The sequence below is a fragment of the Huintestinicola sp. genome, assembly GCF_051882455.1.
GTDB lineage: Bacteria > Bacillota > Clostridia > Oscillospirales > Ruminococcaceae > Huintestinicola.
In genome coordinates this window covers 89071-100904 of record NZ_JBJERV010000100.1, presented here as the reverse complement: position 1 = coordinate 100904, position 11834 = coordinate 89071, and the positions used below count along the sequence as shown (strand labels likewise).

The window sequence follows — 11834 nt, the reverse complement described above, 5'->3', positions numbered from 1 at the left end:
CTAACTTAACAGCAGTTTATCCCCTGCTTTTCCGCTTGGAGAAGCAGGGGATCTTTTATGGAGTATTTTCGTTCAGAGCTGCAAAGGACGGACCTTTTCTCTTTCCCATATACCTCTTATCATGGCAGTAAACATAAAACACCGCCTCCAGCGGCTCGGCAAAAAGCTTGTCCCGAATTTCAAAGCCTGCCCGCTTGCCGTATTTCCTGTTTTTGTAAAGCCAGCTTTCGTGGTGGAGGACAATTTTATCGCTGCCGGGATAAACCCGCCACTCCGCCGCCCCTGTGGTTATGCATACCGCCTTTTCGCCCACATCGCAGCCTATGCCCAGCCTTTCGCAAAGGCTCTCAATGGCAAGCGCGTCCCAGCGCCGCCCCTCGGAACGAGCTTCTCTCTGAGGCGCACAGCAGTTGCAGGGGGTCATACCCATCATTCGCCCTTCATCGTAATCAAAAAGCCCCATCAGTTCCTTTGGGGACTTTCCCGAAATAAACCTGCACTCCGGGCGATGAAAAACCGCTCTGTTTTTTACCGCAAAGAAGGAATAATTTTCGCTCATGAGCCATCGCCTCCCGTTCATGATCCGCACCTTGTCCGCATATATTTCCTGTCGTGACAGTATATGTAATATATCGCTCCTTTCGGGGAAAATTTTCCCTTTTTTTAATTATATGATATGACCTGTGTAATAATCGTTACAGCAGACAGGCTTTCCGAAAAAATTATAAAAAGTCCTTGACAAATGACGGTTATCGTGATATACTGAAATAAATCAAATAACCTAAACCGCAGAAGCGGAGATAACGGCAGGTATGAACTCACAGAGAGTACGGGGCGCTGGGAACCGTGCAGTATACAGCTTGTCAAATGGACCGCCGAGGGTCGGGAGGAACCGGCAAAACAAGTTTGCCTCAGTATTCCCGGACGTGTTGGCATACGTTAGTTGCCGGGGATATGTCAGTATCCTGCTAAGAGCGCAGCCGGGCTGCGAATCAAGGTGGTACCGCGGATAAGTAATTATTCGTCCTTGACGGAAATCATTTTCTGTCAGGGGCGTTTTTGTTTTCTGACAGAGATCGGCAGATAAAATTTATCAAACGGAGGAAAAAGCTATGAACTTCAATGGAACAGATTTCGACACCTACTTCAAGAACCACCCCGACAACAACGGCTATTTCGGCAAATACGGCGGAGCATATATCCCCGACGAGCTGAAAAAGGCAATGGACGAGATCACCGAGGCATATTTCACCATCTGCAAATCCAGCAAATTCATCGGCGAGCTGCGCAGGATAAGAAAGGAATTTCAGGGCAGACCCACTCCCGTTTCCTACCTTGAGCGTCTGTCAAACAGCCTGGGAAACGTTCAGCTCTATGTAAAGCGTGAGGACCTTAACCACACAGGCGCTCACAAGCTCAATCACTGCATGGGCGAGGCGCTCCTTGCAAAATATATGGGCAAGAAAAAGGTCATTGCCGAGACAGGCGCAGGTCAGCACGGCGTTGCCCTTGCCACCGCAGCCGCATATTTCGGTCTTGAGTGCGATATCTATATGGGCGCTGTGGATATAAAGAAGCAGGCTCCCAATGTTGCGAGAATGAAGATACTCGGCGCAAACGTGGTAGAGGTAACAGACGGTCTTGCTACCCTCAAGGAAGCCGTTGACGCAGCATTTGCCGCATATATGAAGGAGTACAAGGACTGCATTTACTGCATAGGCTCTGTTGTAGGTCCTCACCCCTTCCCCATGATGGTAAGGGATTTCCAGAGCGTGGTGGGAATTGAAGCGAGAGAGCAGTTTATCGAAATGACAGGCGAGCTTCCCGACGCAGTTGTTGCCTGCGTGGGCGGCGGCTCCAATGCAATGGGAATGTTCTCGGGCTTTTTGAATGACCCCGTTGACATTTACGGCGTTGAGCCTTTAGGCAGAGGCACTGCTCTGGGCGACCATGCCGCAAGCCTTACCTACGGCGAGGAGGGCGTGATGCACGGCTTCAACAGCATTATGCTCAAGGACGAGAAGGGCGACCCCGCTCCCGTTTACTCCGTTGCCAGCGGACTTGACTATCCCTCTTCGGGTCCCGAGCACGCATTCCTCCGCGACCTGGGCAGAGTAAAGTATGATGTGGTCAACGACGAGGAGACCATTGACGCATTCTTCACTCTTTCGAGAATGGAAGGCATTATCCCCGCCATCGAAAGCTCCCATGCTGTTGCATATGCCATGAAGCTTGCAAAGAAGATGGAAAAGGGCTCTATCCTCATCAACCTCTCGGGCAGAGGCGACAAGGATATGGACTACATCATCGAAAAATACGGCATAAGATAAGGACACTCCCCTGCATATAAAGCTAAAAGCCGCTTCTGACGCTTCGGAAGCGGCTTTTCATTCGGCGGGGGTCGCCCCGCGGCGAGGTCGCGCTGTTAGTTTGTACGGAAGGGCTGCTTTGTCTCCGCGCCGATAGATACAATATCAGCCCGATATATCGGTCAGCATATTTGTATCGTTACCGAGCCGACAGTATGATGTACGAATAAATTACAGAACGTCTCGCCGCGGGTCGTCACCCGCCGTCCCCCGCCGGCTTTTCATATATAAAATACAAATGTACACGAAAAACTGCGGCATAGGCTCTCAACCCTCTTGACAAATCCGCCCGTTTGTAGGATAATATAACATAGATAAATGTATGCTAAAAACAACGAAAGGAACTGCGGATAATGAACGGTGACAGGCTTAATATCGCGTATATCGGAGGAGGCTCCTGCAACTATGGCTGGAAGCTTATCCCCGAGCTTGCGGACATAGATCTGTGCGCAATGGTAAAGCTTTACGATACGGACAAAACCTGCTCCCTCGCCAACGAGGTGATAGGAAACAATATCCATGACAGGGGAAATACAAAGGGAGACATAGTGTATCTCGCCTGCGACGAGGCGGAGGAGGCTCTCAGAGACGCGGATTTCGTCATTCTCGCCTTCGAGCCGGGAGGACTTGACGAGCAGGTGAGCCAGCTCCATTTGCCCGAGACCTACGGTATCTTCCAGACGGGAGGAGATAATTCGGGGCTTTCCTCGGTCATAAGAGCGCTTAAAATAATGCCCCTCTGCGCCGAGTATTCCCATATGATAGAGCACCTCTGCCCAAATGCCTGGGTAATAAATCTCTGCACCCCCATGGCGGAGTGTATGACCGTTCTCCACAACGAATTTCCGGAAATGAAGCTTGTGGGCGCTTCCTCGGACACCTTTGCCGCAAGGGAGCTTATCGCCACAATGGTCTGCGAGAGCAAGGGCATTAGCGGCGTGCGCAGGCGTGATATAAAGACAAATCTGCTGGGAATAAGCGGATTTTCCTGGTTTGACGAGCTTTCCTACAACGGCGAGAGCCTTATGCCCATGTTCGGGGAATATGCCCGGAAATACGGCGACTCGGGATATGAGTTTCGCATAAACGAATTCAAGACAAATCCCGACGCAGACGCTCATCGGGTAAAGTTTGACCTTTTTCTCCGTTTCGGACTTATCCCTGCGGTAAATGACCGCTCCGCTGCGGAGTTCTGTCCCCCCTGGTACACAAAGGACAGCAAGGAAATGGCGGCGTGGAAATTCTCTCCCATGACCGTGAATTACAAAAAGAGAATACTGGGTGACAAAACCGCAAAGGTGAAAAAATATATGAACGGCGAGGTCCTGCCCAAGTCCGTTGACTCCACCGAGGTCCCCGAAATGATACGCGCACTCTGCGGCGGCGGAAATCTCATATCTGCGGTTTCCCTTTTAAACAAGGGACAGGTGGAAAATCTCCCCGAGGGTGCGGTGGTAGAGACAAACGCACTCATAAGCTGCGGCAGCGTAAGAGCCGTATGCGCAGGCAGGCTTCCCGACAGCATTGCAGGGCTGTCCGTCCGCCACGTTTACAACAGAGCCGCTGTGGTAAAGGCGTTCGAGGAGCGTGACCTTGACATTGCCTTCAATGCGTTCCTTAACGACCCGCTTATGACCTGCGGACTTACCGAAGCCACCGAGCTTTACAGGGAAATGCTCTCGGCGGTAAGGACACATCTGCTTTACTACTGCGAATAGCGGGGCGGGTGACGACCCGCGGCGGCGGGGGTCGCCCCGCGGCGAGGTCGCGCTGTTAGTCTGTGTGGGGCGGTCAGCTTTGTCTCCGCGCCGATGGGTACGGCAACAGCGCGATAAATCGGATTTCTGAAAGGAAACAATGAAATGATAAATTATGATTTGATCAACACATTAAGTCCTAATTTAAAACAAATACTTGATGATGAATTAAAAGTCGGAAATTCAATTCATGAAACATTTTTAGGTCGTTTTTCCGAAGATAAAGAAGATCATTTGTATATATGGTTAAAATATCCTTTCAAGACACCTATCAGAAATGATTTAGAAGGAGTTGTTTTCCGTAATATTGATGATCCGCATTATTGGAAAGCAGAATATAATGACATATTTAATTTTCAGACATTAGCATGTAATTTCGGTCTTTAGGATTCATAACTTTCATTTAAGTGCAGAAAAATATAAAAAGTGAGGTTATACACAATGACAAGCTGCTACGATAACAGAGAGCTGAGCTGGCTTAAATTCAACGTCAGAGTGCTTGAGGAGGCAAGGGATAAGTCTGTCCCCCTCTGCGAAAGGCTGCTGTTTTCACAGATATTCCAGTCGAATTTAGACGAATTTTTCATGATAAGAGTAGGCTCCCTCTGCGACCGAGTCCTGGTTGACGACAACAAGGAGGACAACAAAACGGGCATGACCCCCGAGGAGCAGCTGAGAGCCATCTACAAGCGCGTGAAAGAGCTTGTGCCCGTAAAGGACGAGGCTTATTTTGCCACCATAAAGGAGCTTGAGGAAATAGGCATCGAGCACGTAAAAATATCCTCTCTCACCGCCGAGGAGGAAGGGTATCTGAGAGCCTATTTCAATTCCGAGATACGTCCCCTTATTTCCCCGCAGGTGGTGGATAAGCGGCACCCCTTCCCATTCCTTAAAAACAAGGAAATTTACGCCGTTACCCATCTTGAGTCCAAAAACTCCGTTAAGCTGGGAATTATCCCCGCAGGCGGCAGCTTTCCCCGCATGATCCCCCTGCCCGACAAGAGCAGATTCAGATTTTTGCTTGCGGAAGATGTAATTCTCCATTACTGCGGCAGCGTTTTTGAGAATTACCGTCTCCTTGACAAGGCTCTTATCCGCATAACCCGAAATGCGGACATCAATATGGAGGAGGGGCTTTACGACCACGAGGTGGACCTGAGACAGGTCATGGAGGAGCTTCTCAAAAAGCGGAGAAAGCTTGCTCCCGTCCGTCTGGAGATCTCCGGAGACCTGGGAAAGGAAGCAGCGGAATTTCTCTGCCGTCAGCTGGAGCTTGACAGCCACCAGATAAGCAGCTGCACCGCTCCCCTTGATATGAGCTTTGTATTCTCCCTCAGAAACAGGATAGAAAAGGCTCACCCCGAAATGTTCTTTGAGCCTGTTTCTCCCCGTCACAGCGCCTCCATATCCCGGAATGTGCCGATGATAAGCCAGATACTCCGAAGGGATATCCTGCTTTCATACCCCTATGAGAGCATACGCCCCTTTATTCAGCTTCTTATCGAGGCAGGAAACGACCCCGATGTTATTTCCATAAAAATAACCCTCTACCGTGTGGCTTCAAACTCCAAGATAGTTGAGGCTCTCATAAATGCCGCCGAAAACGGCAAGGAGGTTTTCGTCCTTGTGGAGCTGAGAGCCAGATTTGACGAGGAAAACAACATCGAATGGTCAAAGCGTCTGGAAAGAGCGGGCTGCAAGGTAATGTACGGTCCCGAAAATCTGAAGGTACACTCCAAGCTTATGCTCATCACACGCAAAAACGGCTCCGAGCTTCAGCACATCACCCAGATAGGAACGGGCAACTACAATGAAAAGACCTCCGAGCTGTACACCGACCTTTCCCTCATGACCGCCGACCCTGCCATAGGCGAGGAGGCGGGAACGGTATTCAACGCCCTGTCTATCGGCAATCTTGTGGAAAACACCTCTCACCTCTTAGTTGCTCCCCTGTCGCTCCAGAACAAGATAATCGACTTTATTGACGGAGAAATTGCCGCTGCAAGGAGCGGTGAGGGCGGATATATCGGTCTCAAGCTCAACTCTCTTACGGATAAGATACTTATCGACAAGCTTATCGAAGCAAGCTGCGCGGGAGTAAAGATAGAAATGGTGATACGCGGTATATGCTGTCTCGTTGCGGGAGTTCCCGGCATGACCGAAAACATCACCGTAAGAAGCATTGTGGGCAGATATCTTGAGCATTCGAGGATATACATATTCGGTCAGGGCAGCAGGCAGCGGATATACATCTCCTCGGCGGACTTTATGACCCGAAACACCCTTAGACGCGTGGAGGTTGCGGCTCCCGTAAATTCCCCCGAGCTGAGAAAAAGAGTGCTCCACATTTTTGATATAATGCTTCGTGACAACATAAAGGCAAGGATACAGCTCCCTGACGGAAGCTATGAGCGGATATCCCCCAAGGAGGGCGAAGAGCCTCTGACCGCCCAGCAGTATTTCATTGACGAGGCAGCCGAAGCTGCGTCTGCTGCGGCTCTGAAAAAGCCTGTTAAGGTGAAGGTGAGACGGAAAAGAAGGGTTGGAAGGTAACAAAAACACATTTTATTTTGACATAAAAAAGCACCTTGCTTTTGGGCAGGGTGCTTTTAGTTCAGCTTTCAAAAACGATAGTATTACCTTTTTCTTTAAAATTAACAGGAATGTCACCGTGTATCATTATCCAAGGCATTCCTCCGTTTCCGAAACAATTACGGGTCTTTTCAACCACAAAGTCAGAGGTGGAAAAAAGCCTGTGCTCCGAATCAATTATTTTAAGTATTTTTGAATCAAGGAAGTTTCCGTTATATTCGGAACAATCTAATATAGTATCGTTTCCGATTTTTGTTGCATTAAGTATCATACACATAATTATCACTCCTTGAAAATATACAAATCATTTTTTACTTCTTTAAGCTTAATGCCGATATTTTTCAGTCTCGAAACTGCATCACGGTATAAGATTATTCGTTCGAGGGCACTCAGTTCGGGAGTAAATTTTGCTGCACGAATACTGGCTTGTGCTTCTTCGAGTACTTCGTCAGGATGGGTTTTACCGGCTAATGCAGCCTTTCTGTGTCCGATCAGCTCATGAGCTATTGCTCCATGCATTGAAATATTGCTGTTTGCATTTTTCTGACGTTCACTTGACGGAAAAACATCAGTACCTATCCTGAGCAGATCAAAAGAACAGCCATAGCCTGTGCAGTCATAATCCACATAATAAATTCTCTCCTCGGGCATACCCAAAGAAACTGCATATTGTTTTACTTCTGCAAATTGTTCTTCTGTCAGCGGCGCTTCATTTCTTCGACCGCCGGTATTTATACTAATAACCAATTAACCTATGGACAAAATACGGCGGCTATAATACGCCAACTCTGCGTCAAACTCCCTTGCCGGGCGACAGCCCGCCTGCGGTCGTTTTCCTTGATTTGTCGTATTCTATCCACCGTCTTTATCCATAGAACAATTGGTTATTAGTATTACTTTCAGCATTCCGTCACTTTCCACCTTTATCATACCACTCCCGCCGCCATTTGTCAAGCCCTGCCGTTATACGGAAACAGCCCCTTTTGCGTTATATTGCCATACAATCGCCCCGCTGATATGCGGTAATTTTGTTAATATCCCTATTGAAAAACGACAGCGTATGATGTATAATATATTAGTATAGGAAAATATGCTTATTTGCCGCAAGTTTCTTGCGGAGGATCGGAGATAATTTATGGCATATCAGCGTTATGATAAAAATAAAGGAAGAAGCGGCGGCAGAAAGGACTTTTCCAAGCCCCGCAGCTTCACAAAGCCCGAAAGAAGCTTTGACGAGCCCGAGAGAAACATTCCCGATGCTGCCGACAGAGAAGAGACCGCAGGTCTTATCGTGGGCAGGAACCCCGTAATGGAGGCTCTCAAATCGGGCAAGGCTATCGACACCATCTATGTCAACAGCGAGGCAGGGGGCAGCATCGGCGCCATCACCCGCATCGCACGTGAAAAGGGCATTGTTATAAAAAATGTCAGCGACCAGAAGCTCACTCAGATGTGCGCAGGCGCCTCCCATCAGGGCATAATCGCCTCGGGAGCCTGTGCGGAATATGTTTCCGTGGAGGACATCCTGAACATTTCAAAGAAAAAGGGCAAGGCTCCCTTTATCATAATCTGCGACGAGATCGAGGACCCTCATAATCTCGGCGCAATAATCCGTACCGCCGAGACCGCCGGCGCAGACGGGGTCATAATCCCCAAGCGCAGGAGCGCCTCCCTTAACGCAACCGTTTACAAGACCTCCGCAGGAGCCGCAAGCTGGCTTCCCGTTGCGAGGGTGGCAAATCTGGGCGCGGCTATGGACGAGCTCAAGAAAAACGGCGTATGGATATACGGCACCGACGCGTCGGGCAGCGACTACACCGAAGCGGACTTCACGGGTCCTGCGGCGTTCGTCATCGGCTCCGAGGGCTTCGGCATAGGCAGGCTTGTTAAGGATAAATGCGATTTTCTTGTTAAGCTTCCCATGTTCGGAAAGATAACATCTCTCAACGCCTCTGTTGCCGCAGGAATATTTATGTACGAGGCGGTAAGGCAGAGAACGGCGGCAGGAAAATAAGCCGTCACGCCGAAAACGAACAGGGCTTTGTTTTTCGGTCATAACACAGGAAAAATAAAGCTCCCGAGAAAGGCAGGGTAATAAATTTGTCTGATAAATTTTCCCTTGACGAAATACTGAACGAATACTCGGGCGGCGGCAGCGGCTCATCGGATCAGTCCTTAGACGATATCCTGAACAGCTATCCCGCCACCAAAAATTACGAGGATTCGGGGCTTGCGGAGATCTTTAACAGCAGAAGCTCCACCACGGACATAGATCTGAGCGGAATAAACATCTCCATGCCGGGTGATTACCCCTCTCCCGAGGAGATAAGGAAGAAAAACGCTCCCGTATCCGTTCACGATATCCCCGAGGACCAGCTCACCGAGGAAGAACGGATAAAGAAAAGCAAGCAGATAGACTATGAGATAATAAGCGGCGATTATGACCGCAAATATATGCCCGATGAGCTTAAAACCGAGGCAGAGCTGAAAGCTGAGGGAAAGCTCTCAACCGATGAGACTCAGTCCGGAAAGGACAGGACTTCAAAGAAAAAGGTGAAGGTAAAGCCTGCAAAGAAGAAATTCGGGCTTGACCTTGACGAGGGTCTCAAGGGCATACATTCCTTTGATGACGATGATTTCGATAAAAAATATGGCAGCGCTCCCCTTTTCACCGCCGCCGACCGTGACGAGCTTATCGGCGCCGAGGAACATGAGATACCCTTTGAAATAAAGCCACCCGCAGGCACAAGCCTGTCGGAAAAGCTTGAAAGAGAAGCGGAATTTGCCGAGAAATACAATGACTCACCCTCCCCCGCACCCAAGCACGAGCATAAGGTGAAGCCCGAAAAGGTAACGCCGAAGCGTGAGGGCGCTTCAGATCCTCTGCACGAGCGTAAAAGCGACCCCTTTGACAAATATGCCGCTATAGACGACCTTGACAGTATTCTCGGACAGTACGAGAAAACAGAGCAGCCCCTGACCTTAAAGCGCTCCGAGACCTCTCCCCTGAAAGGCTTTACCGATATTTTCAACAAGCTTATGGCAAAGGAGGAGGCAAACAGCGAAGGCTCCGAGCTTCTTGAGGACAGCAGGAAAATAAAGCGCTCCGAGGGGGCTATCGAGAGGAAAAAGATATCCGATATCGGTCTTGATCTTTCCGACAAGATGATACAGGACACCTCTCAGATAAACACCGACAAAACCAATTCGGAAATTGAAAAGCTGAACGCTCTAAAAGAGCGCAGAAGCAAGAAAATAAAGGATTTCGTCCTTGTGGGCGACGAGGAGGAAAACACTCCCGACGAAGCGGCTCAGTCCGCCGAAGCCGAGGAGCTTGAGGACTTTGAGAGCCTTGAGGATGCCCCCGACATTCAGAACCACATCGCAGGACAGAAAAGCAAGCTGGTTTTCAGACTGATAATTCTTTTCGCCTGCTTTGCTGTCACCACCTATATGGCTGTGGCAAATGATTTCAAGCTGCCCGTTCTCGACTCCTTCTCCCTTATCGACAAGAGAAACCAGCCCGATGTTTTCCTGTTCATAAACAGCGTTATCGGCGTGGTTGCAGGCTTTGTGGCTTCTCAGACCATTTCGGGAGGTATATCAAAGCTCCTGTCGGGCAAGGCTGACTGCGACTCCCTGTCGGCAATGGCGCTTATCTCAAGCCTTCTCACATCAATGATATCCCTGGCAGACTCAAATATGGTCCGCGGCAGCTTTGTGTATATCTACACCCCCGTTGCTATAGGCGCGCTCATATTCAACACCATCGGCAAGCTGCTGATAATCAGCCGTACACAGCGAAGCTTCTCATTTATATCGGGTGACAATGACAGATATGCCCTTTTTGTGGTGAATGATGAGGAAAAAGCTCAGAATTTCACCCGCGGCTCCCTGTCGGATTTCCCCGTCCTTGCAGGTATGCAGAAGACCGAGGTCATCACCGATTTTCTGAAGACCTCCTACACAGGAGACAGCACCGACCGCTTCTGCAAAATGGTATCCCCCATAATCGCCATAGCAGGGCTTGTTATCGGCGTTATCGCAGGACTGCTCTCGAGAGCTGAGCACGGCACAATGGGCGCATTCTGCGTGGGACTTTCCACCTTCTCCGCCTGCGCCTCCATCTGCTCCTGCTTCGGAATGATGCTGGTGGTAAATCTGCCCATGGAAAAGGCTTCGGCAAAGTACGACTCAAAGCAGGGCGCAATAATCGGATTTGACAGCATTGACGAGTTCGGCGACGTTAACAGCGTTATGATAGACGCCGCTTCCCTCTTTCCTCCCGGAAGCATTATCCTCAGAAACATAAAGTCCTTCCCCGACTCCAGCATTGACGAGGCTATCGTTGAGGCGGCAAGCCTTACAAGCCAGTCGGGCAGCATTCTCCGAAATATGTTCTACGACATAATCGTGGGCAAAACGGAAATGCTTGAGCCTGTGGAGAGCTACATCTACGAGGACTCCATGGGTCTTTGCGGCTGGATAAACAACAAGCGTGTGCTTCTCGGAAACAGAGAGCTTATGCAAAATCACAGCATCGAGGGGCTTCCCTCCATCGCCAAGGAAAGCGAATACACCGACGGCGACAAGATAGCGGTCTATCTCTCAATTTCGGGACAGCTTTCCGCTATGTTCATCATAGAGCTTACCCCCTCCTATCAGATAAAATCGGCTCTCAAGGAGCTGGAGAGGGGCGGCGTTGCGGTAATGCTCCGCTCGGTGGACTCCATGCTTTCGGTAAGCAGGCTGTCTGAGATGTTCGAGGTGACGCCTGCGCTGTTCAAGCTTATCCCTTTCAGACTTCACCCCGATTTTGAAAAGACCACCGAATATGCCGCAAGACGTCCTGCCACCCTTGCCTGCTCGGGCAGATTTGCTTCCTTTGCCCAGCTTATCCTGGGCGCAAACCGTCTGAGAGGAACCATTTCCGCAGGCATTGCAATGCAGGCGGCGGAAATACTGCTTGGAATTCTCCTCACCCTTGCCCTTGTGTTATTACGCTCAATGGCAGAGCTTACGGTAACTAACATACTGCTTTACAATTTCGTTTTTGTAATGCTTTATTTCCTTTTCCAGGCTTTCAGAAAGGTATAAAAGAACGGAGCTGCCGAAA

At 49.6% G+C, this 11834-nt stretch carries 9 protein-coding genes; 6 read left to right on the top strand and 3 right to left on the bottom strand.

Going from position 1 to position 11834, the window contains the following annotated elements; all coding sequences use genetic code 11:
• Window positions 1-55: 55 nt before the first annotated feature.
• Complete coding sequence (locus ACI4J0_RS12915; RefSeq protein WP_439766227.1) at window positions 56-559, bottom strand: hypothetical protein; 504 nt, start codon at window positions 557-559, stop codon at window positions 56-58.
• A gap of 553 nt (window positions 560-1112) precedes the next feature.
• On the opposite strand from ACI4J0_RS12915, the gene trpB reads away from it, so the two are divergent.
• From trpB to ppk1, 4 genes are all read left to right on the top strand, one after another.
• Window positions 1113-2330: a tryptophan synthase subunit beta gene (gene trpB, locus ACI4J0_RS12910; RefSeq protein WP_439766226.1), complete on the top strand. Its 1218-nt coding sequence runs from the start codon at window positions 1113-1115 to the stop codon at window positions 2328-2330.
• A gap of 392 nt (window positions 2331-2722) precedes the next feature.
• Window positions 2723-4087, top strand: a complete 1365-nt coding sequence (locus ACI4J0_RS12905; RefSeq protein WP_439766225.1) for an alpha-glucosidase/alpha-galactosidase — start codon at window positions 2723-2725, stop codon at window positions 4085-4087.
• A 144-nt stretch (window positions 4088-4231) separates the two neighbouring features.
• Window positions 4232-4513, top strand: a complete 282-nt coding sequence (locus ACI4J0_RS12900; protein ID WP_439766224.1) for a hypothetical protein — start codon at window positions 4232-4234, stop codon at window positions 4511-4513.
• Between the two features lie 54 nt (window positions 4514-4567).
• Window positions 4568-6679, top strand: coding sequence for a polyphosphate kinase 1 (gene ppk1 / locus ACI4J0_RS12895; RefSeq protein WP_439766223.1), 2112 nt, complete (start codon window positions 4568-4570; stop codon window positions 6677-6679).
• 61 nt (window positions 6680-6740) lie between these two features.
• On the opposite strand, the gene ACI4J0_RS12890 is transcribed toward ppk1, so the two are convergent.
• Both ACI4J0_RS12890 and ACI4J0_RS12885 read right to left on the bottom strand, forming a co-directional pair.
• Entirely contained in the window at window positions 6741-6989 is a 249-nt protein-coding gene (locus tag ACI4J0_RS12890) for a hypothetical protein (protein WP_439766222.1), read from the bottom strand.
• 11 nt (window positions 6990-7000) lie between these two features.
• Window positions 7001-7369 carry a hypothetical protein gene (locus ACI4J0_RS12885; RefSeq protein ID WP_439766221.1) on the bottom strand — a complete coding sequence of 123 codons (369 nt, stop codon included), beginning with the start codon at window positions 7367-7369 and terminating at the stop codon, window positions 7001-7003.
• Between the two features lie 484 nt (window positions 7370-7853).
• On the opposite strand from ACI4J0_RS12885, the gene rlmB reads away from it, so the two are divergent.
• Together rlmB and ACI4J0_RS12875 are read left to right on the top strand one after the other, a co-directional pair.
• Window positions 7854-8732, top strand: a complete 879-nt coding sequence (gene rlmB / locus ACI4J0_RS12880; RefSeq protein ID WP_439766220.1) for a 23S rRNA (guanosine(2251)-2'-O)-methyltransferase RlmB — start codon at window positions 7854-7856, stop codon at window positions 8730-8732.
• 86 nt (window positions 8733-8818) lie between these two features.
• The gene (locus ACI4J0_RS12875; protein ID WP_439766219.1) at window positions 8819-11815 is read left to right on the top strand and encodes a hypothetical protein; all 2997 of its coding nucleotides are present in this window, start codon (window positions 8819-8821) and stop codon (window positions 11813-11815) included.
• The last annotated feature ends 19 nt before the right edge of the window (window positions 11816-11834 follow it).

What these genes read in the sequence shown, in the direction of transcription:
- ACI4J0_RS12915 (WP_439766227.1), bottom strand. Translation starts at nt 559, where the DNA reads ATGAGCGAAAATTATTCCTTCTTTGCGGTAAAAAACAGAGCGGTTTTT.
- trpB (WP_439766226.1), top strand. Translation starts at nt 1,113, where the DNA reads ATGAACTTCAATGGAACAGATTTCGACACCTACTTCAAGAACCACCCC.
- ACI4J0_RS12905 (WP_439766225.1), top strand. Translation starts at nt 2,723, where the DNA reads ATGAACGGTGACAGGCTTAATATCGCGTATATCGGAGGAGGCTCCTGC.
- ACI4J0_RS12900 (WP_439766224.1), top strand. Translation starts at nt 4,232, where the DNA reads ATGATAAATTATGATTTGATCAACACATTAAGTCCTAATTTAAAACAA.
- ppk1 (WP_439766223.1), top strand. Translation starts at nt 4,568, where the DNA reads ATGACAAGCTGCTACGATAACAGAGAGCTGAGCTGGCTTAAATTCAAC.
- ACI4J0_RS12890 (WP_439766222.1), bottom strand. Translation starts at nt 6,989, where the DNA reads ATGATACTTAATGCAACAAAAATCGGAAACGATACTATATTAGATTGT.
- ACI4J0_RS12885 (WP_439766221.1), bottom strand. Translation starts at nt 7,369, where the DNA reads ATGCCCGAGGAGAGAATTTATTATGTGGATTATGACTGCACAGGCTAT.
- rlmB (WP_439766220.1), top strand. Translation starts at nt 7,854, where the DNA reads ATGGCATATCAGCGTTATGATAAAAATAAAGGAAGAAGCGGCGGCAGA.